Annotated in this window: 27 protein-coding genes; 19 read left to right on the top strand and 8 right to left on the bottom strand. The window is 50.6% G+C overall.

The genetic code is table 11. From position 1 onward, the window contains the following. Nucleotides 1-241 precede the first annotated feature (241 nt). Nucleotides 242-682, top strand: a complete 441-nt coding sequence (gene rpiB / locus QZT18_RS18955; RefSeq protein ID WP_294150418.1) for a ribose 5-phosphate isomerase B — start codon at nt 242-244, stop codon at nt 680-682. A gap of 95 nt (nt 683-777) precedes the next feature. Here the strand turns inward: rpiB and QZT18_RS18950 are convergent, their stop codons facing one another. Next, complete coding sequence (locus tag QZT18_RS18950; RefSeq protein ID WP_294150417.1) at nt 778-1,233, bottom strand: GNAT family N-acetyltransferase; 456 nt, start codon at nt 1,231-1,233, stop codon at nt 778-780. Between the two features lie 405 nt (nt 1,234-1,638). On the opposite strand from QZT18_RS18950, the gene QZT18_RS18945 reads away from it, so the two are divergent. The 6 genes from QZT18_RS18945 (at nt 1,639) to QZT18_RS18920 (ending at nt 9,765) form a co-directional block, all read left to right on the top strand. Next, entirely contained in the window at nt 1,639-2,772 is a 1,134-nt protein-coding gene (locus QZT18_RS18945) for an acyl-CoA dehydrogenase family protein (RefSeq protein WP_294150416.1), read from the top strand. A gap of 42 nt (nt 2,773-2,814) precedes the next feature. Continuing rightward, nucleotides 2,815-3,987: a CaiB/BaiF CoA-transferase family protein gene (locus QZT18_RS18940; RefSeq protein WP_294150415.1), complete on the top strand. Its 1,173-nt coding sequence runs from the start codon at nt 2,815-2,817 to the stop codon at nt 3,985-3,987. A 286-nt stretch (nt 3,988-4,273) separates the two neighbouring features. Next, entirely contained in the window at nt 4,274-5,707 is a 1,434-nt protein-coding gene (locus QZT18_RS18935) for an aldehyde dehydrogenase family protein (protein WP_294150413.1), read from the top strand. Between the two features lie 251 nt (nt 5,708-5,958). Continuing rightward, nucleotides 5,959-7,341 (top strand): sodium:solute symporter, encoded by a 1,383-nt coding sequence (locus tag QZT18_RS18930; protein ID WP_294150412.1) that lies wholly within the window; start codon nt 5,959-5,961, stop codon nt 7,339-7,341. A gap of 15 nt (nt 7,342-7,356) precedes the next feature. Then, nucleotides 7,357-8,556 carry an iron-containing alcohol dehydrogenase gene (locus QZT18_RS18925; protein ID WP_294150410.1) on the top strand — a complete coding sequence of 400 codons (1,200 nt, stop codon included), beginning with the start codon at nt 7,357-7,359 and terminating at the stop codon, nt 8,554-8,556. Nucleotides 8,557-8,580: 24 nt separating this feature from the next. Continuing rightward, nucleotides 8,581-9,765, top strand: a complete 1,185-nt coding sequence (locus QZT18_RS18920) for an iron-containing alcohol dehydrogenase (RefSeq protein WP_294150409.1) — start codon at nt 8,581-8,583, stop codon at nt 9,763-9,765. Between the two features lie 308 nt (nt 9,766-10,073). Here the strand turns inward: QZT18_RS18920 and QZT18_RS18915 are convergent, their stop codons facing one another. Both QZT18_RS18915 and QZT18_RS18910 read right to left on the bottom strand, forming a co-directional pair. Further along, complete coding sequence (locus QZT18_RS18915; protein WP_294150408.1) at nt 10,074-11,477, bottom strand: cell wall metabolism sensor histidine kinase WalK; 1,404 nt, start codon at nt 11,475-11,477, stop codon at nt 10,074-10,076. A gap of 22 nt (nt 11,478-11,499) precedes the next feature. Next, nucleotides 11,500-12,393, bottom strand: coding sequence for a LysR family transcriptional regulator (locus tag QZT18_RS18910; RefSeq protein WP_294150406.1), 894 nt, complete (start codon nt 12,391-12,393; stop codon nt 11,500-11,502). Between the two features lie 212 nt (nt 12,394-12,605). Here QZT18_RS18910 and QZT18_RS18905 point away from each other — a divergent pair, with 212 nt between their 5' ends. The 5 genes from QZT18_RS18905 to QZT18_RS18885 are packed head-to-tail and all read left to right on the top strand — an operon-like array spanning nt 12,606 to nt 18,050. Continuing rightward, nucleotides 12,606-13,403, top strand: a complete 798-nt coding sequence (locus QZT18_RS18905; RefSeq protein WP_294150405.1) for an electron transfer flavoprotein subunit beta/FixA family protein — start codon at nt 12,606-12,608, stop codon at nt 13,401-13,403. Between the two features lie 19 nt (nt 13,404-13,422). Continuing rightward, the gene (locus QZT18_RS18900; RefSeq protein ID WP_294150404.1) at nt 13,423-14,463 is read left to right on the top strand and encodes an electron transfer flavoprotein subunit alpha/FixB family protein; all 1,041 of its coding nucleotides are present in this window, start codon (nt 13,423-13,425) and stop codon (nt 14,461-14,463) included. Between the two features lie 43 nt (nt 14,464-14,506). Next, nucleotides 14,507-15,307, top strand: a complete 801-nt coding sequence (locus QZT18_RS18895) for an enoyl-CoA hydratase/isomerase family protein (protein WP_294150402.1) — start codon at nt 14,507-14,509, stop codon at nt 15,305-15,307. A gap of 17 nt (nt 15,308-15,324) precedes the next feature. After that, nucleotides 15,325-16,620, top strand: a complete 1,296-nt coding sequence (locus QZT18_RS18890) for an acetyl-CoA hydrolase/transferase family protein (protein WP_294150400.1) — start codon at nt 15,325-15,327, stop codon at nt 16,618-16,620. A 53-nt stretch (nt 16,621-16,673) separates the two neighbouring features. Continuing rightward, nucleotides 16,674-18,050: a sodium:solute symporter gene (locus QZT18_RS18885; RefSeq protein ID WP_294150398.1), complete on the top strand. Its 1,377-nt coding sequence runs from the start codon at nt 16,674-16,676 to the stop codon at nt 18,048-18,050. A 133-nt stretch (nt 18,051-18,183) separates the two neighbouring features. On the opposite strand, the gene QZT18_RS18880 is transcribed toward QZT18_RS18885, so the two are convergent. Beyond that, nucleotides 18,184-18,588 (bottom strand): hypothetical protein, encoded by a 405-nt coding sequence (locus QZT18_RS18880; protein ID WP_294150396.1) that lies wholly within the window; start codon nt 18,586-18,588, stop codon nt 18,184-18,186. Continuing rightward, the gene (locus QZT18_RS18875) at nt 18,589-18,891 is read right to left on the bottom strand and encodes a DUF2089 family protein (protein ID WP_125143929.1); all 303 of its coding nucleotides are present in this window, start codon (nt 18,889-18,891) and stop codon (nt 18,589-18,591) included. Between the two features lie 670 nt (nt 18,892-19,561). On the opposite strand from QZT18_RS18875, the gene QZT18_RS18870 reads away from it, so the two are divergent. Next, the gene (locus QZT18_RS18870; RefSeq protein ID WP_294150395.1) at nt 19,562-20,392 is read left to right on the top strand and encodes a MerR family transcriptional regulator; all 831 of its coding nucleotides are present in this window, start codon (nt 19,562-19,564) and stop codon (nt 20,390-20,392) included. A gap of 178 nt (nt 20,393-20,570) precedes the next feature. After that, on the top strand, nt 20,571-21,908 hold the full coding sequence (locus QZT18_RS18865; protein ID WP_294150394.1) for an MATE family efflux transporter: 1,338 nt from the start codon (nt 20,571-20,573) through the stop codon (nt 21,906-21,908). Nucleotides 21,909-21,918: 10 nt separating this feature from the next. On the opposite strand, the gene QZT18_RS18860 is transcribed toward QZT18_RS18865, so the two are convergent. From QZT18_RS18860 to QZT18_RS23610, 3 genes are all read right to left on the bottom strand, one after another. Continuing rightward, nucleotides 21,919-22,497 carry a type 1 glutamine amidotransferase family protein gene (locus tag QZT18_RS18860; protein WP_294150391.1) on the bottom strand — a complete coding sequence of 193 codons (579 nt, stop codon included), beginning with the start codon at nt 22,495-22,497 and terminating at the stop codon, nt 21,919-21,921. 187 nt (nt 22,498-22,684) lie between these two features. After that, nucleotides 22,685-23,605, bottom strand: coding sequence for a YafY family protein (locus QZT18_RS18855; protein ID WP_294150389.1), 921 nt, complete (start codon nt 23,603-23,605; stop codon nt 22,685-22,687). A 48-nt stretch (nt 23,606-23,653) separates the two neighbouring features. After that, nucleotides 23,654-23,851 carry a hypothetical protein gene (locus QZT18_RS23610; RefSeq protein WP_366925926.1) on the bottom strand — a complete coding sequence of 66 codons (198 nt, stop codon included), beginning with the start codon at nt 23,849-23,851 and terminating at the stop codon, nt 23,654-23,656. Here QZT18_RS23610 and QZT18_RS23605 point away from each other — a divergent pair. The 5 genes from QZT18_RS23605 (at nt 23,827) to QZT18_RS18835 (ending at nt 26,381) form a co-directional block, all read left to right on the top strand. Continuing rightward, nucleotides 23,827-24,015: a DUF6783 domain-containing protein gene (locus QZT18_RS23605; RefSeq protein ID WP_366925925.1), complete on the top strand. Its 189-nt coding sequence runs from the start codon at nt 23,827-23,829 to the stop codon at nt 24,013-24,015. The two genes, QZT18_RS23610 and QZT18_RS23605, sit on opposite strands and share 25 nt — an antisense overlap. Beyond that, complete coding sequence (locus tag QZT18_RS18850; protein WP_294150387.1) at nt 23,940-24,158, top strand: YdbC family protein; 219 nt, start codon at nt 23,940-23,942, stop codon at nt 24,156-24,158. The genes QZT18_RS23605 and QZT18_RS18850 overlap by 76 nt, the downstream gene beginning before the upstream one ends. Nucleotides 24,159-24,236: 78 nt before the next feature. Further along, the gene (locus tag QZT18_RS18845) at nt 24,237-24,761 is read left to right on the top strand and encodes a hypothetical protein (RefSeq protein ID WP_294150386.1); all 525 of its coding nucleotides are present in this window, start codon (nt 24,237-24,239) and stop codon (nt 24,759-24,761) included. Continuing rightward, nucleotides 24,730-25,362: a CatA-like O-acetyltransferase gene (locus QZT18_RS18840; RefSeq protein WP_294150385.1), complete on the top strand. Its 633-nt coding sequence runs from the start codon at nt 24,730-24,732 to the stop codon at nt 25,360-25,362. The genes QZT18_RS18845 and QZT18_RS18840 overlap by 32 nt, the downstream gene beginning before the upstream one ends. 26 nt (nt 25,363-25,388) lie before the next feature. Beyond that, a complete protein-coding gene (locus QZT18_RS18835) occupies nt 25,389-26,381 on the top strand; it encodes a DUF4349 domain-containing protein (RefSeq protein WP_294150382.1) in 993 nt (330 codons plus the stop codon). Nucleotides 26,382-26,653: the final 272 nt, after the last annotated feature.

Raw genomic sequence — 26,653 nt, 5'->3', positions numbered from 1 at the left:
GACTCACAACCTCCCTCTCACCATCCCGAACCCCGACCGTCCCGGCGGCGTTCTCTTTCCTCAATATAAATCCCCCTTTATAGGTAGAAATGCCACAATACCAATGCGCATGTCTTCCCAACCGTATTGACAAGCCCCTTTTTCTTTACTACAATGGGAAATGGTTATTATCAGCATGCGGCATCAGAGCCGCACAGAAAGAGGAGAGCTTCTTTACACGAGGCAAAGGGAGAGTACAATTATGAAAATTGCAATCGGAAACGATCACTCAGCCGTGGAGCTGAAAGAAATTATCAAAGAATTTTTAATGGAAAAGGGCTGTGAGGTTCTGGATTTGGGAACGAATTCCATGGAAAGCTGTGATTACCCGGTCTATGGTGAGAAAGTCGGACGCGCGGTGGTTGACGGCGAGGCTGATTTGGGAATCGCCATCTGCGGTACGGGACTCGGTATTTCCCTGGCTGCTAATAAGGTAAAAGGCGTGCGCGCCTGTGTCTGCAGCGAACCGTATACTGCGAAAATGTCCAGGTTACATAACAATGCCAATGTACTTTGTTTCGGGGCCCGTGTGGTAGGCAGTGAGCTGGCAAAGATGATTACAGAAGTATGGCTGGATACGGAATTTGAAGGCGGAAGGCATCAGCGCAGAGTCGATCAGATTATGGCAATTGAAGATAAATAATATTGGTAAGATAAAGAAGGCAGCCGCCGGACAGGGAGTGAATCCCCTCCGACGGCTGCCTTCTTTATCTTATTCTATGCGGATTCCATGCTGTTTTACAATTCCAGTTCCATGAAAATGGCATCGGGCATTGGATTTTCATAGTAGGCCGGAATTTCTCGAAAACCATAGAAGTGATACAGTTTTACGGCGCTCTGAAGCGGCGCCACGGTATCCAGGAGCATGGAGTGATAGCCCATATTCCGTGCGGTTTTAATGATTTCCTCCACCAGGGTCTGTCCGGCGCGGCGGCCGCGGTACTCCGGTTTTACAAAAAGGCGCTTCATTTCGCAGCGGTTCTCATCAAACCTGCGAAGCGCGATGCAGCCGATGGCTTTGCCGTCCTCAAAAGCCGCCAGTAACTTCCCGTCGTGATCCGTGTACTTGGCTTTGATATCATTCAGCTCCTCGTCCAGGTTCTGGAAGGTCAAATCCCTACTGAGGGAAGTGGTATATTCCCGAATCAGCTCTTTAATTTCTTCTATATATAATTCACCGGATAAAATCTCCATATCTGTCCTCCTGTTCTTAAAAACACATTTCCCCATAATATAACCGGCCATATTCATACAATTTTCCCGCCGGTTTTCCTGCCCATAGAAAAAGGATAACACTCCCGGCCGGGTTATGCAACCTCTTATGGAACGGTGGCCCCGCCTGTTCAGGAATACATTTGGTGTTCTTATTATCAACATGCAACCGGCAGTTGCAACCAGGTAAAAATGTAAACTGCTATTTTTAGATAATTACATCTGCTAGAATAAAATCATTAGAAAATAAGACAATACGTGAGCTGAATACTAATATCATCACATGGGCGGTCCTTATGTCTGATAGGGACGACGGACGGGGCGGGGGACTGTGCACGAAGTGGGCAGCAGCCGGAAAAGTGAAATGAGAGAAGCGGGAGGAAAGAGATGCCACACATTTTATCAGAGGAAAACAGGGAAATTCAGAAGATGGCCATGGAATTTGCAGAAATGAAAATCCGGCCGGTATCAAAAGAGTATGACTTGAAGGGGGAAACGCCGATTGAGGTTTACAGGGAAGCGGCGGAGTTAGGATATACCTCCCTCTGCATTCCGGAAGAGCTGGGAGGAGCGGGGCTTAATACAACGGCCAATATCCTGGTAGCCGAGGAATTTGCCAGGGCCGATGCAGGATTTTCCGTAGCGGTCCAGGCCAGCACACTGGCGATGAAGCCGATTCTCCTTGCAGGAACCAGGGAACAGAAACAGGTTGCAGCCGACGCGCTGATCAACGGAGGAATGGGTTCCTTCTGTCTGACAGAGCCGGATGCCGGTTCCGATGCGGGAGCGATCAGAACAAAGGCGGTTAAAAAGGATGGAGAATACATTATTACAGGACGTAAGTGTTTTATAACCAATGCGCCGCATGCCGATTTTTACGTTGTATTTGCAAAGACGACGCCCGATATGGGGACAAGAGGAATTTCTGCGTTTTTGGTAGAGCGGGACAGAGAAGGCCTTTCGGTTGGAAAGCATGAGGACAAAATGGGTATTCGTCTTTCCACAACGGCCGATGTGATACTTGAGGAGGTCCATGTGCCGGAGGATCACCTTCTGGGAGAAGAGGGAAAAGGATTTAAACTGGCCATGCAGACTCTGGATCGGACGAGGCTTGAATGCGCGGCCATGGCCGTGGGACTCAGCCAGAGGGCTATCGATTTAAGTGTGGAGTATGCAAAGACCAGAATTACATTTGGAAAGCCGATAGCCAACTTACAGGCAATCCAGTTTATGCTGGCTGACATGGAAATCAGAAACCAGGCGGCCAGAAGTCTTGTTTACCAGTGTGCGGCCATGATTGATAGCGGAGCGGTGGATGGCAAAATGGATGCAATTGCAAAGACGTTTGCCTCGGAAGCGGCCATGCAGAATGCGCTGGATGCTGTGCAGATTTTCTCGGGATACGGTTATTCCAGGGAGTATGAGGTGGAAAAGCTGATGCGCGACGCCAAGATATTCATGATTTTCGAGGGTACGAACCAGATTCAGAGAGCCGTTATCTCAGGCCATCTGCTTAAGTAAACCGCAGGCGGGACGGAGGATAACCGGAGAGGGGGAAAACTTGTGTCAGGCATTTTAGAGGGAATCCGCATTGTGGATTTAACGCGTTATATCGCAGGGCCGTACTGCGGAGCGCTGCTGGCGGATATGGGGGCCGAGGTAATTAAGGTTGAAAAACCGGGATCCGGTGAGGCCACCAGGACGGTCGGGCCGTGGAAGGATGGAGTCAGCCTGTTCTTTCCGGCATATAACAGAAACAAGAAAAGCGTCACTGCGGATCTACGCACTCCGCAGGGGATTGAGGTGGCGAAGAAACTTATTGAGAAATCAGACGTTGTGATAGAAAATTTCCGCGTCGGGGTCATGGAAAAGATGGGTCTGGGCTATGAGGAGATAAAGAAAATCAATCCGCGCATTATCATGGTTTCCGTGACCGGCTTCGGCCAGAGCGGGCCGATGAGCCGCAGGACGGCATTTGACGGAATTATTTCCTCCGTATCAGGAGTGACAAGGATAGAAAAGGGCCGTGTGGAGCGCAGTAAAGGTCCCATTCACGATTACATGGCGGCTATGTATGCTGCTTTTGGAACCGTTTTGGCTTTGTACGAGCGGGTCAAAACAGGAGAAGGCCAGTTCCTGGATGTTTCCATGGCGGCCGGTTCCTCCATGATCCGGACTACCGCCATAGCGGATGCCAGCGTTAACGGGGATGAGGCGGCCATAAGCGGAGACGACAGTTCGCCGTACGGATATCTGAAGGCGGAGGACGGATGGATTAATTTTCACGCGGGAACGGATCCGCTTTTCAGGCGGCTTCTCAAACTGATTCCCGATAACCGCATCCTCGGGAATCCGAAGTATCTTGATAATATTGAACTCCGGGTGACGGATATGGATCTGCTGATGGAAGAAATCCAGACGTGGGCGGATGGAAAAACTTGCGGGGAACTGGAAAAAGAATTTATTAATGCCGATATTCCATGCGGAATCTGCGCAACACCGGGCCGGCTTCTGCGGGACCCGCACCTGAATGAGAACGGCTATATTATCAGGCAGGATGTGCAAGGTGTTGGAGAAGTTGCCTATATGGGATTCCCATTCAAATTGAGCGGTCATCCCGATCTGGAGTACAGGCCCGCGCCGGAGGTCGGGGAGCACACGGAGGAAATTTACCGGAATGTGCTTCAGATGACGGAAGACGAGATGGAACGATTGAAAGAGCAGGGGGTTATATAAAGTTACTATTCACAGGTAATGTTCCGCGAGGCGTTTTCACGCGTATCTTGCGTGAAAATCCCGAGTTACACGGCGCGAAACGGTGCTTTTTGCCGTTTCTGTGCATCGCGAAGCGTGTTATTGTTCACAGCGCAATGCGGTGTGAACAGTAACTATATAAAAGATGCAAAGTAAAGGCATGAAGCCGGCGTATATTTGCAGACGGGAATTTATGATATAATGTGAACAACCAATCTGAACAACCAAAAGAACACAAATAAAATGAATATAAAGGAGATGGACAAGGATGTACAAACAGTATATTAATGGAAAACTGGTCGACGGTCAGGGCGAAATTGTCAGGATACTCGATCCGTCCGACAACACGGTTATCACGGAACTGGCAACCGCATCTGAAAAGCAGTGTGAAGAAGCGCTTGAGGCGGCCCAGGCGGCATTTAAACCGTGGGCGAAAACTCCGGTGGGGACCAGGGTTGAGTGGCTTTTAAAACTGAACAGCGCAATCATGGCCGAGAAGGAAGCAATTGCCGAGATTCTGTCGGTGGAATCAGGCAAACCGTATGCAACGGCCATGGATGATCTCGTTATGTTTGATGAATTTATCCAGTATTATGCCGAAGAGGGAAAGAGGATGGACGGAACCACCGTTTATTCCCCGAATAAATCCTACGGTGAACTGTATCATGCCATAGAGCGCCGTCCCATGGGAGTTGTCGTGGCTCACATTGCCTGGAATTATCCTGTTGCGATGATGGCATTAAAGATTGGTCCGGCCATGGTGGCGGGAGATCCCCTGATTGTCAAACCGGCCAGCGACACACCGCTGTCCACGCTTTATATCGGAACCATCTGCGAGAAGATAGGCCTTCCGGCCGGTGTAATTAACTTTGTCAGCGGCCCGCCGAGTACGGTTGCCAGGGTATTAAATACGAGCAGAATCCCGAGAATGATTACTTTGATTGGCTCCTGCGAAACAGGCCGCCGCGCCATGGCCGAGGCATCGTCTACCTCCATTAAGCGTTTTTCACTGGAACTGGGAGGAAACGCCCCTGTCATTGTTATGCCGGACAGCGATGTGGACTATGTTGTGGCAAATACAATCGGTATGAAGGTTTCAAATGCGGGACAAATCTGTACCAACTATAACCGTATTTATGTACATGAGGATATATACGAAGAGTTTCTCAAAAAAGTGGAAGAGGGCCTGAAAGAGGTAAAACTGGGCTGCAAGCACGACGAAGGTTATGTGATGGGGCCGATGATCAGCCGCAGTGCAAGAGACCGCATGCTGGAGCTGATCGACGAAGCGGTAGCCGGAGGCGCCACACTGGTATGCGGAGGCGCGGTTCCGGAGGAGAAACAGGACGGCAACTACATCACACCGGCTCTTTTACGCGATGTCCGCGAGGAGATGAGAGTCTGCAAAGAGGAAATTTTCGGGCCGATTATCAGCGTACAGCCGTTTAAAGAGCTGGATGACGCCCTGGCAAAGGCGATTGACACCGAATATGGATTGGCATCTTATTTCTACGGCCATGACGCCCGCGATATCGCCAAAGCGTTTGAAGTCCTGGAGTCGGGCGACGTTTATATTAACGGAGCAGGCGGAGGCCCGCACACACCTCACATTGGAATCAAACAGTCGGGACTTGGATGCGATCAATCGCGCTGGAGCATGGAAGAGTACTTTGATTTGAAACGTATTTCACTGATTCCGTAATTACACCATCCACATCATTCATAGTTTCCACATCAATCACAGCATGGATCCTGCACAATTCATAACAGTAAAAATATAAATCATCCACCGGTTGGGGAACCGGAAAGCCGCTGCCGCCGAATCAGGCGGCGGGCGGTGGGATTTTTGTACGCAAAAATAGGTTAAACGAGGGTTGGGAATGCTGATTTCTGCCGAAAAAGCGGTTGGGGAACCGCCGTGCGGAAATCGGCTTCCGGGAGAGGAGGAGTACTTTGATCACTACGATTGTAATAGTTATGGCTATTTATTTTATCAGTATGATTGTCATCAGCTGGATGGGGAAAAAACATGCGAGCAATTTTGATTCCTATCTTAATATGGGGCGCTCGGGCGGAATTCTGCTCATCATGGGCGGAGCCATCGGGGCGCATATCGGAAACGGCCTGGTTGTCGGAGGAGCCGGGGAGGGCGCCGCCGTCGGGTTCAGCGGGGCTGCCTATGGTTTCGGCTGTGCACTTTCCTATGTGATTCTGGCGTTCTGCATCAGCAACTTTATGTACCGCGGAGGTTACCTGACGCTGGCTGACTATCTACGCAAACGTTATAAGAGCGAGATTCCCGCACAAGTTTACAACGTGGCCACCGTTCTTTCCTACCTGGGAATCCTGGGGGCTCAGCTCATGGCGGGCAAGGCTCTGTTCATTGCCCTGGGACTGAACGGAACCGCCGGTGTCATCGTAATCGCCGTCGTTGTTCTGCTCTACTCACAGATTTCGGGCCTGTGGGGAGCATTTGCCACATCGGTTGTCCAGACACTTGTCATTGCCGCCGGACTGATTGTCAGCGTGGCCGTGCTGATGTCGATCGGGGCTATGGATCTGATCAGGGAGGCCGTGGCCTCCGGCGCGGTGCCGGAGACATTTACCAGGTTTACCGGAGGATATGACGCTGCAACGATGATGCTGCTCATTATCCCGGTTGCGCTCAGTATTTTTACGGATCAGTGCACGTTCCAGAGGGTCAACTCCGCAAAGAGCGCCGGGACTTCTAAAATCGCCCATCTGCTGGCCGCCGTCGTGATCATTCCTCTGAGCATTGCTCCCACATTCGTGGGTATGTATGGAGCGGTCAAGTTTGGAGCCACAGGCAACGACGCATTCTTTTCCGTGGTCATGAATATCCTGCCGCCTGTTGCGGCCGCTCTGATTGTGACGGCGGTTGTCGCGGCGGTAATGTCCACAATCGACAGCGCTCTGATTGCATTTTCGGCCGTGCTCTTAAATGACATTTACAAGGGATATATCGACCGTGACGCCACCCCTGAAAAGCTGTCGAAGATGACGCTGGGATTGAATATCGGGGTAACCGTGATTGGAATTGTGATTGCGCTGAGCTTTGGCTCGATCGTAAGCGTGCTTTCCAATACATATATGTTCCTCTGCGCGGCCTGCCTGATTCCGTTTCTTGGAGGAATCCTCTGGAAAAAGGGAACGCCGTCGGGCGCGGTTGCCAGTTCTGTGGTCGGAGTAGGGTTTGAGCTGCTGGAACTTCTGGGTATTTTTGCACTGCCTTATTCCACCATTACGGTATTTATCCCGTCTCTGATTGCCTTTGCCGCAGTCAGCATGATGACACAGAAACAGTTAATAGAATAAAAAGGAGAGAAGAATATGATTAATCTGGTATTGCGTGGTAATACGGACCTTATCTACGGAAAAGGTGAGATAGCCAAGGTGGGCGCTCTGATTAGGGAAAACGGCGGTTCCCGCGTGCTGGTCCACCATGTGAGTGAACCCTTTGTCCAGCCTCTGATCGAGACGGTAAAAGGGTATCTGGATGCGGCCGGACTGGAATATGTGGATTTGGGCGGAGTTGTGCCGAATCCCAGGCTGGATAAGGTTTATGAAGGAATAGAGCTGTGCCGAAGGGAAAAAGTGGATTTTGTCCTGGCGATAGGCGGAGGCTCGGTGATTGACAGCTCCAAGGCGATCGCCCTCGGCGTGCCGTATGATGGAGATGTCTGGGACTTTTTTACGATGAAAGCGGTCCATAAAGCATGTCTGCCGGTCGGCGTGATTTCCACCTTTGCGGCTACCGGAAGCGAATGCACCACGGGAACGGTGATTACCAAGGAAGACGAACAGTTAAAACGCGGTGTGGAGGATAACAACGACAACATCATGATCCGGCCTAAATTTGCCATCCTGGATCCGACGCTTACCTTTACGGCGCCCCCGTTTCAGACGGCTTCGGGGACGGCGGATATCGTGTCACACATCTGTGAAAACTTCTTTTCGGCGGATCCGGACAACGATTTTTCCGATTATTTCTGTATCAGCGGACTGAAGACGGCAATCAAGTTCGGCCCTGTCTGCCTTGAGGATCCGGGGAATTATGAGGCCAGGGGGGCGCTGATGCTCCTGAGCGGCTATGCGATAAACGGATATATGAAATTCGGCCGTCACGGTGACTGGAACTGCCATGCCCTGGAACATGAGATGAGCGGCGAGTGGGACATTCCACACGGCGCAGGGCTGGCAATCATCACACCGCACTGGATGAGATATATCTACAAAGAACACATGGAGCTGTTCTTAAAATTTGCGACTAATGTGTTTAACATTCCTTATAATGCGGACGAACCGGAACAGACGGCGCTGGCGGGAATTGAAGCGCTGGCCGATTTCTTCCACAATAAACTGGGACTTCCGAAAAACCTGCGCGGGCTGGGAATAAAGGAAGAACAGATGACGGATGAGATCCTGCACAAGGTGTGCAAACGTATTTTTTACTATGGAACTGATGTGGCGGGAGATCTGCACCCGATGCGCGAGGAAGATTTCTTTACTATCCTCAAGCAGTCTGTTTAGTCCGGCTGAAAGGAGGACACTGCGATGATCAATTTTGAACTTAAGAATATTCCAGATATGATTTTTGGCCGCGGCACGGAGGCAAGATGCGGCGAACTGCTTAAAAGCTTCGGCGGGACAAAGGCCCTGATTCACCATTCGGGCGAGCCGTTTGTACAGCCGCTGATTGAAAAAGTAAAAGGGTATCTGACGGAAGCAGGTATGGAATTTGCGGAGCTGGGCGGCGTTGTTCCTAACCCCAGACTTTCCAAGGTATATGAGGGAATTGAACTGTGCCGGAAGGAAAAGTGTGACTGCGTTCTGGCCGTAGGCGGCGGCTCCGTCATCGACAGCGCCAAGGGGATCGCCTGCGGCGTGCCTTATGACGGGGATGTGTGGGATATGTACCGGATGGTGGTAACGCCGGAAAAGGTGCTGACCCTGGGCGTCATTTCCACCTTCTCGGGAACGGGAAGCGAATGCAGCTGTGCCTCGGTGGTAACGAACGAGAAGACACAGTTAAAACTCTCCATTGACGATAACCCGTTAGTGCGCCCGGCATTCTGTATCCTGAATCCGGAACTGACCTACAGCGTTCCGCCGATGCAGACCGCGTCCGGCGCCTCGGACATCATGTCCCATCTGGTGGAAAATTTCTGCACGGCGACGCCCGATGTATACATGAACCACCAGTTCCTGATTGCAGGGATGAAGACGGTGCTTAAAAATGCGCCGATCGCCGTTCGGGAACCGGACAATTATGCGGCACGCAGCGCACTGGCCGCGACAGCGCCTTTTGCCATCAGCGGACTGCTCAGGATCGGTCTGGTGGGAGACTGGGCCTGCCATCTGATGGAACACGAGATGAGCACGGAGTGGAATGTTCCGCACGGCCTGGGCCTGGCGATTATCACGCCGGTATGGATGCGCTATGTGTATAAACGGAATGTGAATCTTTTTGCCAAGCTGGCGGTGGAGCTGTTCGGTATAGAGTATGATTTTGACTGCCCGGAGCGCACCGCTCTGGCCGGAATCGACGCCCTTTCGGAATGGTTCCAGTCCATCGGCATGCCGCGGACGATCCGGGAATTTGTGGACGGTGATACGTCTGAGGCCACACTCCGCAGGATGGCGGCCAGGATTGATTATCCGCTGGAAGGCCATAAAACCGGTTTTGCATTTGCAATTTCGGCGGAGGATGTAGTGAATATCTATAAACTGGCTTTATAGGGAGGAGAATACCCGGCTGCAGGGCGGGCAGGCAGTGATAAGCGGAGCAGAAATAAGCCCGTGTGGTGATAAGCGGGCAGAAATAAATTTGCGCGTCAATAAGCGGGACAGAAATAAGCTCGGACAGCAATAAGCCCGGCGGAAATAAGTCCAGGCGGCAACCTAAAATCAAAAAAACGGCCGGAAATTATGAGTATTAATGCATAATTTCCGGCCGCTTTTTCTGATGAGTGGCAATGAAAAGTTCGCGAAGCGTGCTTTTCATTGTTGAAGAAGCCCGTCCGTGGAGCGTACAATTTCTCATCTGATTACAGAGTAGTGGCTTTAGGAAGGCTGAAAATAAACTCGGTGCCTACGCCCTCGGTGCTGACCACGTCGATATTTTCCCCGTGGGACTGGATGATTTCCTTGACTATGGCGAGGCCCAGGCCGGTTCCTTTTTTGTCTTTACCACGGGAGGCGTCGCTTTTGTAGAAGCGCTCCCAGATTTTTTTGACATTGTCTTTCGGGATGCCTACGCCGGTGTCCTTGACGGATACGAATACTTTTTCATAGCGCACGGAGGTCTGGATGTAGATGACGGAGTCTTCGTGGCTGAATTTGATGGCGTTGTCAATCAGGTTATAGAGAACCTGCTGGATTTTGCCCAGGTCTGCGTAAACCATCTGGATGGAATCCGAGAAGGTCAGGTCAAAGGTGATGCCTTTTGCGCTGCATGTGCCCTCAAAGGTGGCCGCCGTGTCTTTGACGGTCCTGTTGATGTCGAAGTTGGTGCGGCTTAAATAGCCTTTGCTGTCCAGGGAGTTGAGTGTCAGCATTCCCTGAGTCAGTTTGTTCAGTCGCTCCGTCTCCGAGATGATGATGCCCAGGTATTTTTTGTAGAGTTCCGGAGGAATGGTCCCGTCCAGGATAGCTTCCAGGTATCCCTTGATGGAGGTGAGGGGAGAGCGGAAGTCATGTGAAACGTTGGCGATGAATTTTCTCTGGTATTCCTCCATATCGTTTAACTCATTCGACATATAGTTCAGCGTGCTGGCCAGATAGCCGATCTCGTCCTGGCTGGTGACCTTGATATTGTGCGACAGGTTTCCGTCGGCGTACTGGTTGGCCGCATAGGTGATTTTTTTCAAAGGAAAATACACAATTTTCGTAAATACAAGCAAAATGATCAGCGAGAGGCAGAAGATGATGGCGGATGTAATGTATACAATGTTCAGAAAACCGTTCTGCTCCGCCTTTACCACGCTGATGGGGAGATGGACCGCCACATATCCGTAAGTATTCATATTCCCCGTAACGGGAGCCAGAACCGACAGGACGTCGCTGTCGAACATCCCGTAATATTGGCCGATGGAATAGAGGCGGTTTCCCTGTGCGGTGGGATCAAAACCCTCTATTGTGGTTCCGATCGCTTTGCGGCTGCTGTCGGCGGTGATGATGCCGCTGTGATCCAGGATCCATACCCGCGCCTTCAGATAAGTGGCTACCGCATCCAGCTGGGGGTAGGTGGCGTCCAGGTCCAGGTGTTTGCCCTCGTAGACCTTGCTGCAGTTGTCGGCAATCATGGTCGCCTCGTCATAAAGAGCCTCCGCCTTCTGTCCGATCAGATGATCATATGTCATGTCGGATGAAACCGTCGCAATTGTGACAAAGCCCAGAAAACCGAACAGCAGATATCCCAGTATGAACTTGTAATAAAGTGTGTGAGTCATGACTTTCCTCCGTCCTGTAATGTTAATATAAGACGCTGTTCAGGGAATAGGTGAGGAAGTCCACCAGTTCTTTGATCAGTGTTGGTTTGGGATAATTATTTCTTACCACCAGTGTGAGCGGATAGGGAAATGCGTTGTCTTTAAACGGGATAGTCCTCAGTTCCGGATATTTCGGAACGAGATTTGACGCATTGGAATCAATGCATAGCCCGCAAAGTCCGTCCTCGCTGCACAGCTTGTACATGTAAACCGTATCGCTGGTGCGGCGCACATCGGGTGTAAAGCCCTCCGCCTGGCAGAGACGCAGAAACTTATGATAAGCAAAATCGTTGATGCACAGGATAAATTTCTGATTTTTCAAATCTTTAAATTCCAGTTCCTCTTTTGAGGCCAGGGGATTGTTTTTCTCCACAATCACAAGGCGTCTGGTGGACGGAAGACTGTAGGTGATATAGCCGTCCGAGTTTTCATAGTCGGAAATAATGACGGCATCCAGTGTCCCGGCCTTCAGGAGCCTCAGGCCCTCGATGTAACCGTGCTCAAAGGATTCGATTTCCGTGTGGGGATGGAGCTCTTTGAAGTATTCCCAGATCTTGTCCGAACCGAAGTAAATCAGGCCTCCCGACAGACCGAGGCGTATCTTGCCCTTATAGTGGTTCGCCGATTCCTCCAGTTTCCGGTTCAGGCGCTCCCATTCTTCAAGTATCGGCCGGCTGCTTTCCAGCAGCTCCTGCCCGAACTGGGTGGGAATCATCCCCTTTGGGGTCCGGTAAAACAAGGCCGCGCCCAGTTCCTTCTCCAGCAGAGACAGCGACTTGCTGAGAGCCTGATGGGAGATAAAAAGTATCTCGGATGCCCTCAGCAGGCTGCCGCTCTCACATACCTGCACAAAATAACGAAGTTGTCGTATTTCCATCTGATCACCTGCCTGTCTGTATCATCTCACCGGTTCAAAACGGCCGGAACTCCCGTCGGATCATGGTTCCGGATAGTACCCTAATTATAGATCACTTTATTTTCAGATGCAACTTTCAGTTGCAAGATAGTAAAAATTTAAACTGCTATTTTTAGAAAATTTGCTCTGATACAATAAATACATAGAAAATTAAAGGACGGTGGAAAAAGAATATGAAGATTATTGTATGTGTAAAACAGGTTCCCGACACAACGGAAATTAAGATTGATCCTGTGACAAACACACTGATACGCGCCGGAGTTCCAAGCATTGTAAATCCGTATGACGCATATGCCCTGGAGACGGCAATCCGCCTGAAGGAGCGGTACGGGGCGGAGGTCCTCGTCATTTCCATGGGACCGGATCAGGCCAGGGCGGCGCTCAGGGAGTGCCTGTCCATAGGGGCGGATCGGGCATGGCTCATCAGCGACAGGGCATTCGGAGGTTCGGACACCCTGGCAACCAGTTTTGTGCTGTCGGAGGCTGTTTCATGGCTGGACAAAGAGGTTGGGGGAATTGACCTGGTGCTCTGCGGAAAACAGGCGATTGACGGCGACACTGCCCAGGTCGGGCCGGAGATGGCGGAACATCTCGATATCCCGCAGATTACATATGCCTCCGATGCGGAACTTGCGGAGGACGCGGTGCTGGTGAAGAGGGAAAATGATGACGGATACGATGTGGTAAGGGCAAAACTGCCGGCAGTTGTGACGGTAACCAAGATTTCCGGTGATACGAGGCTCCCGTCGATTAAAGGTAAAATGAGGGCGTCGAAGGCGGAGATTCCGGTACTCACGGCCGAAATGCTGGGGATCGACACCGGACGGTGCGGCCTGAAGGGCTCCCCGACGAAAGTAAAGAAAACATTTACACCGGTCAGGACAAAACAGGGCATCAAAGAGGAAGGAAAGACCGCCCCGGAGTTTGCAGCCGGCCTGGCAGGATTTCTGGATGAGAAAAAATTGGTGTGATATGCGGGAGGGGATTTAAGTGGAACAGAGACAGAATTATAAGAATATCTGGGTATTTATTGAAACCGAAGAAGGAAAGGCAAAGCCGGTGGGCTATGAACTGCTGACGCCGGGCCGGATGCTGGCCGATAAGACGGGACAGAAGCTGGTGGCGGTGATTCCGGCATATGAGGCGGAAGAGACGGCCGCACAGGCCGCAGCCTACGGCGCGGATGAGGTGCTCCTGGTGGAGGATGAGATATACAGGAACTACAGAACCGACGTGTTTGCAGACTGTATGACACAGCTTGTGGAGAAGTACAGGCCCCTGGTCATTCTGATGGGAGCGACAAACAACGGAAGGGATCTGGGGCCGAGGCTGGCATGCCGGCTGAAAACAGGGCTTACGGCCGACTGTACGGCGCTGGATATCGATGCGGAGACGGGAAACGTGGAGTGGACAAGACCGGCATTTGGCGGAAATCTGATGGCCACGATTCTCTGTCCGGATCACAGGCCCCAGATGGGAACCGTGAGGCCGGGAGTATTCAAGAAGCCGGTAAAGGAAGCAGGCACTGCGGAAGATACCCGGAATGATAAGAATACGGAACAGAAGGTGATCAGAGAAAAGGCCGTCATCAATCCGGAACGCATCCGGACCGAGATTGTGGAGCGCATCAGGGAGGTGGTCCAGTCCGTCAATCTGGAGGAAGCGGACATCATCGTGTCCGGCGGCCGCGGAATCGGAAAGGCGGAAAACTTCTCCTACATCAGGGAGCTGGCCGAGGCGCTCGGAGGAGCGGTCGGTTCATCGAGGGCCTGCGTGGATGCAGATTGGATTCCCCATGCACACCAGGTGGGGCAGACCGGTAAAACGGTGGCGCCGAAGCTTTACATCGCCTGCGGTATTTCAGGGGCCATCCAGCACCTGGCCGGAATGTCGGGAGCGGAGACGATCGTGGCAATCAATAAGGATCCGGACGCTCCAATATTCGGAGTGGCCGATTATGGAATCGTGGGAGATCTTCTGGAGGTAATTCCGGAACTGATACGTGAGATTAAGAAGATAAAAGCAAACTGATTGAAAATTCAAAGAAGAAAGTGAAAGGAAAGGATGGTTCAATATGAACGAATTATTATATGAAAAACAGGGGGCAATCGCCAAAATTATTATCAACAGACCGGAGAAGAGAAACGCGTTAAACAGCGCCGTCATCCACGGAATCGACGAGTCGCTTAAAATGGCGGCGGAGGACGATGAGGTCCGTGTTGTCATTCTTACGGGAGCAGGAGAAAAAGCGTTCACGGCAGGATTTGATTTAAAGGAGGCCATGGAGCACAACATCACAGGCGTTGTGGAGAGAAGGAAAGATACATCGGAGGAGATTGAGTTTTTCATGAGAATGTGGCATTTCCCAAAACCAATCGTGGCTGCGATCAGGGGATACTGCATCGGCGGAGGCATCACCCTTGCCATGCTCAGCGACATGGTGATTGCCTCCGAGGACGCCACATTCGGCAACCCGGAGATCCTGCTGGGATATGTGCCGGAATTCCCGATGGAAGTCTGGAAGATGCCGTTTAACAAGGTAAGGGAATTCTTCTACCTGAGCAAATTCTTCACGGCTGCAGAGATGCGGGACATGAACGTGGTGAACCAGGTTGTTCCGGGGGAAAACCTGGAAGAGACGGCCATGGCGGTCGCGGAGAGAATTGCACAGATTCCGCCGGAGAGTACAAAGATTATTAAATACTCCCTGAATAAATGTTATGAGCTTCAGGGATTCCGGAACACGATCGATTTTGTTTCCGAACTCTTCAATCTGGGCAGGGTCCATATGCAGACGACGCAGGTGGATGATTTCAGGAGCGATATTGCGGAGGGCGGACTTGCCTCGGCTCTCAAGAAACAGTACAACAAATAATGATGGAGGCCGGCAGAATGGAACGATTATGGAGAGAACAATATGCTGATAAATTGATTTCCGCCCACGAGGCGGCAGCCATGATACAGGATGGGGACAGCTTTTGCTGCGGAGCCAGGGAACCGGTGGGAATTCTCACCGAGCTTGGGAAAAGAAGCGATCTGACCGGGGCCAATTATTACGCCCCGGAGGAGGACTTTCCCCACCTTCTGGAGAATATGGGAAACGGACTGAACGTCTATACCAGCTTTATGGATTCGGTGAACCGGGACTATATCAAAGAAGGAAGAATGCAGTTTATACCCTGCGGTTTTTCGGGATTTTCCAAGGTGGCGCTGAAAGACTTTCAGTGCCGTGTGGCTATCACCTGTGTGTCGGCTCCGAACAAGGACGGTTACGTCTCTTTCGGTAATTCGGCCGATATGATGGCCGATGTGTGCCGGGCGGTGCCGCTTGCCGTTGCGGAGCTGAATGAGGAACTTCCGTTTGTCCACGGTGATAACGTGATGCACATTTCGGAATTTGACTATCTTGTGCAGGGGGAGGGCTATCCGCTCAACATTGGACAGATAGACGATTCCGATGAAAATCGGGAAAAATATAAGGCCATCGGCGCCAGCCTGTCGGAACTGGTGGAAAACGAAGCCACCCTGGAGGTGGGAATCGGACGCCTCAATTCCTCCGCCATGATGTACCTGGACGGCGTAAGGGATCTGGGAATCCATACGGAAATATATGGGGATCTTCTGATGAACCTGACTAAAAAAGGCCTTGTGACCAACCGCAAAAAGACCCTGAACCCGGGCGTTTCCATCTGCACCCAGGTGGTCGGTTCCAGGGAGCTGTTCGACTACGTGCAGGACAATCTGGAAATCCGCCTGGACTGCTGCAACCATGTCCTGACTCCCGGCATTATTGCAAAAAACAATAAAATGACGGCCATTAACAATGCGGTTCAGGTCGATCTTCTCGGACAGGCCAATGCGGAATATTTAAAAGGGCGGCAGCACTCCGGAATGGGCGGAATCGGTGATTTTGCCGCGGGAGCGGTAAGCTGTCCCGACGGAAAGTCCATTGTGGTCATAGAATCCGTAACAAAGAATGGAAAGTACTCCAAGATAGTTCCGTATTTCGAGCCGGGAACGCCCGTATCCCTGAGCCGTACGATGGTAGAGTATGTGGTATCGGAATATGGCATTGCGGTTTTAAGCGGAAAATCGGTAAAAGAACGGGCGGAGGAATTGATTCACATTGCTCATCCGGCATTCAGGGAAGAGCTTAAGCATCAGGCAGCGGTGGTGGGCATTTTGTAAACAGAGGGCAGGCAGGGGATGCCTGGAAATACGAGGGGAGAAAGGGGAAACGTATGAGCAGTTTAGGCATAGTATTAGTAATTCTGGGGATTTACATGGCGGTCATGATTGCGATCGGACTTGCAGGCAGAAAATACGGCGGGAGCATGAACGATTTTATGACGGCCGGAAAGCAGGGAACGCTTCTTTTGGTAACGGGATCCTATATCGGTTCCCATATCGGCAACGGTATCGTGGTCGGCGGTGCTGAATATGGCGCCGTATACGGAATCGGAGGCATGTGGTTCGGCGTGGGAGCCGCATTATCCTACATCCTGTTTGCAGCCGTTATGTCGAGGCGTGTATACAGAGGAAACTGTGTCACACTTTCGGATATGCTGGAGCAGAGATACGGAGACAAGGTCACGACCATTATGATGGCCGTCTTAAACGGAGCCGCCAATACGGCGGTCATGGCGGGACAGATTATGGCAGGAAAGCGCCTCTTTGAATATATCGGCATCAATCCGGTGGCGGGAGCGGTCATCACAACTCTGATTGTCATTATCTACTCTTCGATGTCGGGACTTTGGGGCGTTATGATGACGGACGTGATCCAGAGTACGGTTATCTTCATTACCGTTATTGTAACCGTTATTTTCATCGGCAGCAAAGGAGGATTTCAGTTAATGGCCCAGAACCTGCCTGCGGAAAGTTTTAAGTTTATTCCGTTCAGCATGGACACGTTCATTATGATGCTGGGGCCGACGGCTCTATACGGCCTTGTTTCATCCGCAGCCTTCCAGCGTACCGTATCGTGTAAAAACGAGAAAACGGCGGTGAGGGCGCCAATCATCGCAGCCCTTATGATTATTCCGTTTGTTATCCTGCCCGTTCTGATTGGAATGTACGGAAAGGCAATGTGGCCGGACGCAGCGAACGGCACGATTATTTTCCAGGTGCTGTTTGAGGCAATGCCGCCCGTGCTCGCAGGGCTCTTAATTGCCTCGATCTGCGCGGCGGTCATGTCCACCTGTGACGGAGGTCTTGTCACAATCACGGCCAATATTGTCAGTGATATTTACTATAAGCATATCAATCCGCAGGCCAGTGAGAAGACGCTGGCGAGAATGACAACCTGGTCCACCGTGATTGTCGGACTCTTGGCCCTTGTACTGTCCCTGCAGTTTTCCAGCATTATTTCCCTGCTGTCCATGGCGTATACATTCATGACGGCCGGAGGCCTTGTCATGATTCTGGGCGGGATACTTTGGAAAAAGGGAACGACACAGGGAGCGGTTGCAAGCTTCTTTATCGGAATCGCCTGTGTCATTATAAATAAGATGGGAGTCCAGATGCCGTTTGCATCGATTTTCCCGATACTTCCGTCGGCAGCAGCCTATGTGGCGGTCAGCCTGGCAACACAGAAGAAAAGCCGGGAAACTATTTAAAAGCAGGTCCTTCATCATTCTCATAGATTTATGCCGGATGCATTATTTCTTACAGGGTTGAATGCAGACGGCAGAAAAAAGGACTTCCTTTCGGATTGTGTCTTGTCCGGGGGGAGGTCCTTTTTTCTGCTTTTTATTCCAAATCCTGAATGTTCATCTTTTCCAGTTCCAGGTTCTTCTTTCTCCGGCTGCGACGGGTGATATAGATGCCGAGGAGAACCACGGTGGGGATATTGTTGCCGATAAATACGGAGATTGCGGTTGCAGCTATCTGGCGCGAATCCTTCTTCTCGGGCGGTACGACGACATCCTCCTGGGTAACGGAGGTGCCGTTCTCCGTGATGGTCGTGACCGAGGTGCGCACGGAGCTGTAGGTTGCGATGCCAAGCAGCGCCTGCAGGGACAACAGGAAGCAGATCAGGGGCAGGATGAGTCCCGGCCACCTGCCGGGTTTGCCCGACAGATAGAACTGAAGCCACAGTGAGCCTCCAAAAAAGACTAAAATAACAACAAGGATGATAGAGTTTGCCATTGCCATCTAGGGTTCCTCCTTTTTGATTTTCTTATATTCGGATATCAGAAGTTTGGCGGTGTCAAAATCCAGCTTTTCGTTCAGCGCAAGCCGCTTGATCAGGGCGATGTACGGCTCATTCGCTGTGTCCTCGCTGATCAGGATCTTCTGAATTATTTTATCCAGTCTCAGCCGGACTGTGGGATAGGTGACATGGTACTGGCCGGCAATTTCTTTCAGGGAACCGGAGGCCAGGATAAACTTTTTGATAAAAGTGACGTCCTCGTCATCCAGGTTTGCCATCCAGTCGGGTATGATTTCAATTGACATAAGCATTCACTCCTTACGTATACTGCTTATTATATTTATGCATTAAATTTTACCGCTGAGATGCAGGAATGTTTAATTAAATTTAGTATATACTTTAACATTATTAAAGTCAATATAAAATTAAAGCTTAATAAAAATGAATTAAACCGGTAAGAAAAAAGTGATGAATAAGTAAGAAACGAAAAAATCCTGTGCGGTATACACCCTGCCTGCTGTTAATTCAGAAATGGCGGGCGGGGCGGATTCCAGGGAGCATGACAGGCAGACGCCTTTTTGTTACTGTTCACTCCGTGCCCAGTAACACGCTGGGCGATGCACAGAAACGGCAAAAAACGCCGTTGATTGTAATGAAAAGTCCGCATCGCGCACTTTTCGTTGCGTCGCGCCGCAACCCTCGGGTTTGACCCAAGGGGGCCCGCTGTCTGTGACTTTCGCTACGCTCCACTCACAAAAAACACCTCGCGGAATACTACCTGTGAACAGTAACGCCTTTTTCCGACGGCCCCATTCTCCGGCATAATATACTTGAAGGGGAGGTTACTGTATAGTAAAATAATGAGTAACAATTCTGTATTGAAACAGGAGCATAACGATTACTGCTCTGCCGTGCACAAAATATAATACGGAACAGACGGAAGTCCCGGTTCAGGGTGGGAAGAAGGAGGCGCAGATGAAGGAGCTTTTTACAATCGGAGAGATGGCGAGGCTGTTTGATGTGAATATCCGTACACTCCGGTATTACGATGATATCGGTATTCTGCGGCCGGAGTCGACGGATCCGGATTCGGGCTACCGCTATTATTCGAGCCGGCAGTTTGAGCGCATGAATGCGATCAAATATCTGCGCGCCCTGGACATGCCGCTTAAAAAAATAGCCCTGTTTTTTGAAAAGAGAGACGTGAAGAGCCTCCAGGTGATGATGGAAGAACAGAAACAGGATACAAGACGAAAGATCGAAGCCCTGATGCGGATTGAACAGAAGCTGGAGCGGAGACTGAATTCCCTGGAGGATGCCCTCGGCGCACCGACGGGGGAGATACGGGAGATTTACTGCAAAAAACGGCAGATTGCATTCCTGCGTAAGGAGATTGCCCTGGGGGATGATTTGGAGTACCCAATTAGGGAACTGGAGCGGGCAAGCCTGCCGGAACCAGCGATTTTCCTGGGGAAGGTGGGGGTTGCCATCTCAAGGGAAAATTTACTGAAACGGAGCTTTGAACATTTTTCCGGCATTTTTGTGGTTCTGGAGGATGGGGATACCTGCAGCGGCGCAGAGCAGTATCTGCCGGAGGGAACTTATCTGACGGTACGTTTTACGGGCACACATAAGGGAGCGGCCGGATATTACGAGAAGCTGCTCGCCTGTATGGAGGAAAAAGGATATTCCCTGATCGGGGATTCCGTGGAGGTGACACTGATAGACGCCGGATTTACCGATGATATGGAGCAGTATGTGACGGAACTTCAGATTCCGGTGGAAAAGAGAGGGGAGCCGATGTAACGCCGGGCGGGTAACTGCCGCCGTCCGTTCTCTGGTGTATGAAAGAAAAATCATAAAAGAAATGGGTTGACCCTCCACTTGCTGGAGGGTTTATTTTATGTAAGTAGGAAAGTGTTCCTATTACATAAAAAGCCCTCCGGGCACGAAGTGAACAGTAACGATAAAGGAGTTAGAAATTATGAAACAGGAAAACCTTTTAACGGAAGGCAATATTTTCCGGGCGCTTTTGACATTTTCAATCCCGTTTTTGATAGCGAGTCTGATACAGGCGCTGTATGGCGCCGTAGACTTGATGGTGGTGGGATGGTACTGTTCTCCGGAGAGTGTTGCGGCCGTTTCCACCGGAACCCAGGTGACTCAGATTATCACCAACCTGGTTTCGGGCCTTACAATGGGAGGCACTATCCTGGTGGGGAAATATACGGGGATGCAGGATGAGGAGCAGACGAGGAGAACGATAGGAACAACACTGTCTGTTTTTGCAATCGTCGCCATTGTCCTCACAGGCGTTATGCTGTATTTTACCGACCCAATCCTGGCCCTCTTAAAGACACCGGCCGAATCGCTTTACCTGGCAAAGCAGTATGTCACGATCTGTTTTTGCGGAATCTTTTTTATCTGCGGATACAATGCAATCAGTGCAATCCTCCGTGGATACGGCGATTCCAGGCGGCCGATGTATTTTGTGGCTCTCTCCTGCGTACTCAATATCATCGGCGATTTTACATTTGTAAAATACCTGAATATGGGAGTGGCGGGAACGGCGCTGGCTACGGTTCTGTCGCAGTCCGTCAGCATGATTGTCTCAATTATTTACCTGAATAAAAAGAAATTCCTGTTTACGTTTACGTTCAGTAATATGCGGATTTATAAAGACAGGGTCAAAGAACTGGCCTGCGTCGGGATTCCGATCTCGTTTCAGGAGAGTATGGTCAGGCTCTCATTTCTCTACCTGACCTCGGTGACCAACCGTCTGGGAGTAAGTACGGCTGCCGCGGTGGGAATAGCGGGAAAATACGATGTGTTCGCCATGCTTCCGGCAACCTCCATTGCCAGCGCCCTGGCCGTTATCACCGCCCAGAATTACGGCGCTGGGAAACTTTACAGGGCTAAAAAATCACTGGCAGCGGGAATGGGGTTTGCATTTTTTGCGTCCTGCCTGTTTTTTGTCTGGGCCCAGGTATCACCGCAGACGATGATTGGCGTATTTAATACGGATCCCGAGATTGTCCGGGCCGGAATCCCGTTTTTCAGGGCCTGCAGTTATGATTACCTGGCGGTTTCCTTTGTGTTCTGCCTGAACGGTTATATGAACGGCAGGGGGAAGACCGTATTTACGATGATTAGCTGCTGCTTCGGCGCGCTGCTTTTAAGAATGCCTCTCATCTGGATTGTATTCACACATTACCCCGATAATCTGCTGCTGATCGGTTCCATAGCGCCTGCGGTTTCCGGTTTTATGGCCGTCTATACGCTGGGATTCGTCATCAGGCAGATACGGAAGGATTCGCAATAGTCTGGCGGCATTAATCCTGGTAAAACCCGTATTTATGCATCCCGTACCATTCCCGGGCGCCTTCTTCCGTCTTTGCTTTTAATATCAGAAGTATCTCCCTGGAAAATTCCAGGGCCGCGGAGCCGTTGGCCGTGATGATGCCGGAATCGGAGACGGCCTGTTTCTCAAGATAAAGCTTTTCACCTGAGTAATTCGGGGCCTGCGACTTCATAAATTCCACAGTATTCCCCGTATGGCGGACGTGATCTAAAAATCCGTTTTGTGCCATGAAATTTGTAGCGTTGCAGATAGCTCCGACCGGAATATGGTTTCGGACCGCATAGTCTACAACGGGCAGGACGGCATCGTTCTTTCGCTCCATCCAGGCAAGTCCGCCGGTTAAAAGCAGGAAACTGAAATCGTCCGGGAAATTATCTACCGTATAATCGGGAAGAGTACGGAACCCGCCCATGGAACGCTTCGGCTCACTGTCAAGACTGAGCGTTTTTACCACATAGTCTGTTTCGGGGTTATTTAACTCCGGGCAGATATAAGCGGGTTCCCAATCGGCGTAACTGTCAAATATAAATACCAATACTTCTTTTTTCATTCCAAGCCACCTCGTTTTTTATTTTTCTGTGTGTAGTTCCCTGTTTTTGCAAGGTGGTATGATTGTATAACAAAAAAGGTGACATCAGTGTGTCACCTTTTTTGTTGAGTGGCAATGAAAAGTTCGCGAAGCGTGCTTTTCGTTGTTATACAGGAAAGTTTTCCGTATTTTAGCCACCGGCGCCGGTTTATTTCTGTAAATGCCTTATTTCACCAATCAGTTCGGGAGGCGAGACGACCCTGACCTGGTGTATAAATCCAAGGATAAAGACTGCCGTCCGGTGAAGGTCGGAAGTGTAAAAACGAATTTCACAGGGACTTTCGCCGTCATCCTTATTCCTCTTAAAAAAGGAGGCATCCATCTTTTCCGTCAGTTCGAATGCGTCCTCCGGCTTATATTCCAGGACGACTTTCTCAAAGCCCTCCTGTTCATGCGGCGAAAAGAGTTCTTCCCCATAATATGAGATAAATTCAATGTTTTTTACAGGCCGGGGGCGGAATTGCAGTTCCAGTATATCAAACCAGACAATCCGGCTCAGCCTGAAGAGGCGGAATTCTTCTTTTTCCTGACAGAATGCATAGAGATACCAGTGGGACTGCTTAAAAACCAGCTTGCAGGGTTCCACCGTTCTCACGGAACGTGCTCTCCTGGAGATGTATTCTAAACTCACGCAGCGTTTATCGCAGATAGCCCGGTGTAATTTCAGCGCTTTTTCGTGCGTGATGCTGTCACTGAACCAGGAGGAAAAGTCGATTACGTAATTGCTCCGGGAGAAGAAGTCCGTCTCATTTTCAGGCACCAGTTTTGCGATCAGGCTTGTGACTGAGTCATCACTGCCCAGACTTTTCAGGCCGCTCAGGGCGGTAAATATCTTTTCCTTATCACCGTCTGAGAGCATCTGGTTATTTAACTTGTAGCCCTCTATAACCGATACGCCCCCTCCAAATCCGGGGCAGGAGGTGATGGGAATTCCGGCGCGGCTTAAGGCATCCAGATCGCGGAAAATGGTCCGTCTGGAAACCTCGAAACGGTCGGCAAGTTCCTGGACCGTAATCTGCTCCGTATTTGCCAGAACGGAAAGCAGGCCCGATAATCGGTCGATTTTCAAGATTTTCCTCCTCTCATGAGAATTAACATTTTATATTGCTTTATTGTGCTATAAAGGGAGGGAAAAGTCAAACCGTTCCGATGAAGTATCTGCTTCTAAACCTAAAGCGTCATGGTCCTGACAATTCTTTTCCAAAGCCTGTATTTTTCTGACGTTTCTATTAAGTCCGTTGTAAAAGAATATCCCACATGTTAAAATTTTAGTAAATATCAGACTAGAGCGTGTTTGAAAATTTATTCCCGCCATCTGCACGTCCCAAATATCCCGCAAAGTGTGACGCACAGCTGACGGAAAGCAATTTTCAAACACGCTCCAGCATCCGGAGGAATGAAACATGGAACTCAAGTACGAAATATATAAGGAATGCGGCGGCCTTTGCAAGCCCAATAACGGCTGGACCAAGGAGCTGAACCTGATAAGCTGGAACAGCAGGGAGCCGGTCTACGATATCAGGGCATGGTCGGAAAACCATGAGAAGATGGGAAAGGGAGTCACCCTGACGGCCGGGGAACTCAAAGCGCTGAAAGAACTTCTGAACGGTATGGAACTGTAAATCAGAGGTGGGAAGCGGCCCGGTGTACATTTAGACAAGATAATTTTGATAGGATAAGATTGTATTGAGAGGTAACTCATGAAGGATGCAATTCTTGAAAAGGGCGAAAGCTGGTACACCAACATGGCGGATGTTTTCCGGGCACTGGACGGCGAGCCGGCCATGTACAACTGGCTGATTACGGACTACGAGACACTTCCGCTGCCCAACGAAAAGTGCGGAGTAACGGCCGGAAGTAATTACTGCTGGATGACGGGAGTAGAGCTGACGGAGTTTGTCATGCAAAACAGACAGATGCAGTGGGTATGGGCCGTGCTGTCGGGGGTTAAGAGAACGATCGGCCTCGATGAAGTTCTGAAATTTCCCCTGCCGTATGCCGACGGATATCCCGGCTTCTGGAAGAACCCGGTTACCATGCAGCATCCCCTGGCAGAGGTGGAAGTGACGGCCTGGGACAGCGCCTGCACAATGATAATCAGCAGAAATGAAAAGATGGTGGATGATTTTATGGCTGCGTATCCGCTTAGCCGGACGCTAACGGAATATAACAGCCCGGGAGGAGAAAATGAGTATGTCAAATGGTGGTTATCAGATCATAGATGAAAAAAACTGGAAGCGGGCAATGCACTGTCAGGTATTCAGAAATAGCGTGGAACCGGCATTTTGCGTGACACTCGAGCTGGATATCACGGATTTTTTGCGGAAGGTGAGGGAAAATCACGATTCACTCACACTGTCGCTTGTATATGCGGTTTCCAGGTGCGCCAACGAAATCGAAGAATTCAGATACCGGTTTGTGGATGGAAACGTAGTTCTCTACGACCGCATCAACACGGCTTTTACGTGGCTTAACAGGGAGACGGAGCTGTTCAAGGTGGTTAATGTGCCGATGCAGGACACGATGGAAGAGTATGTGAGAACGGCATCGGAGGCCGCCGAGGCGCAAAAAGAATATTTTACAGGCCCGCTGGGCAACGACGTATTCCAGTTTTCACCGTTTCCCTGGGTATCTTACACGCACATTTCCCATACGAATTCAGGGAAAAAGGATAATGCAACCCCGCTGTTTGACTGGGGAAAGTATTTTGAGCGGGAGGGGAGAGTCATTCTGCCGTTTTCCGTCCAGGCCCACCACTCCTTTGTGGACGGCATCCATATTGGAAAACTGATTGATTTGCTGCAGAACTACCTGAACGAAGGATAACGGTTACAGAAAAGGGAGGAGATATTATGAAAAACAGGAACACAATACGGAGCATATTTCTGCTTCTCGGTATTGGCATTCTGCTCACGGCGTGCGGCAGTTCGAGTGCGAAAATAAGCGCTGGCGGAAATGCGCAGGAGGCCATGCTGTATCACGAGGTTCCGCAGGCAACCGAGGCGGCCCAGGCGATGAAGGATGAATACAGGTCGGATTCATCGGAAGAGGCGGACCCGGTCACCTCATCCGGCGGAATTCATCCGGTGGACACACAGAGAAAATTGATACGCACCGTATCCATGAGTCTGGAGTCTACACAATTTGACTCACTGATGGAAAGTATCACTAAGAAAGTAACGGAACTGGGCGGATACATAGAAAATTCTAATATTTCGGGCAGCAGCATCCGCTACGGCAGCGATCGGAACCAGAGAAGCGCACAGATCACGGCGCGCATTCCGGCCGACAATCTCCCGGCCTTTATCACCGAGGTGGAGGAGAACGGAAATGTGACCGGGAAACAGGAAGCCGTGGAAGACGTCACCCTCAGCTATGCCGACGTCGAGAGCAGGAAAAAAACACTGGAAGTGGAACAGGAACGCCTGTGGGAACTTCTTGAGAAAGCCGATACCACAGAGGCCATCATCACACTGGAATCCAGACTTTCCGAGATACGCTATCAGTTAGAGTCCTATGAGTCCCAGCTCCGCCTTATGGCAAACCAGGTTTCCTACAGTACAGTAAACCTGTATGTCGATGAGGTCAGCTTATTTACACCGACCAAGGAGGAGACGGTAGGCCAGCGGATCAGGAGAGGTTTCCTGGAAAACCTGGAGAGCGTAGGAAAGGCCCTTACAGACCTTCTCGTATGGCTGATTTCCACCAGCCCGGCAATTGTACTTTGTCTGGCAGTGTTCTTTGGCATCTGGATGGCGGTGAAAAAATACGCAGGCAGAAAAGAGAATGATTCAGGGGAAGAAGGAATGAAAGAAAAGAAGAGATTCTTTAAACGGAAGAAATAAGGAATTAGCTGAGGAATGAGAACGCCGCCGGGACGGTCGGGGTTCGGGATGGTGAGAGGGAGATTGTGAGTCTTCAGTCCCGGGGTGTAGGTGGTTGCGGGTGGGGAATCCGGGCAGAAAAAGTTCCTCCGGGAAACGCTCGCGCTCTTCGAAGTACATAACGGAACTAACCTCGAAAAAAACCTCGGTAAGTGCCGATGAACTTCCAGGTTCCCTGCGGAATCTTTTTCTCCCGGATTCCCCACGGGAAGGTTATGGCCGGGACTGAAGAC

Source organism: uncultured Clostridium sp. (genome assembly GCF_900547735.1).
GTDB lineage: Bacteria > Bacillota > Clostridia > Lachnospirales > Lachnospiraceae > Otoolea.
Note: the sequence above shows the minus strand (reverse complement) of the source record. Positions and strands in the feature narration are given on the sequence as shown.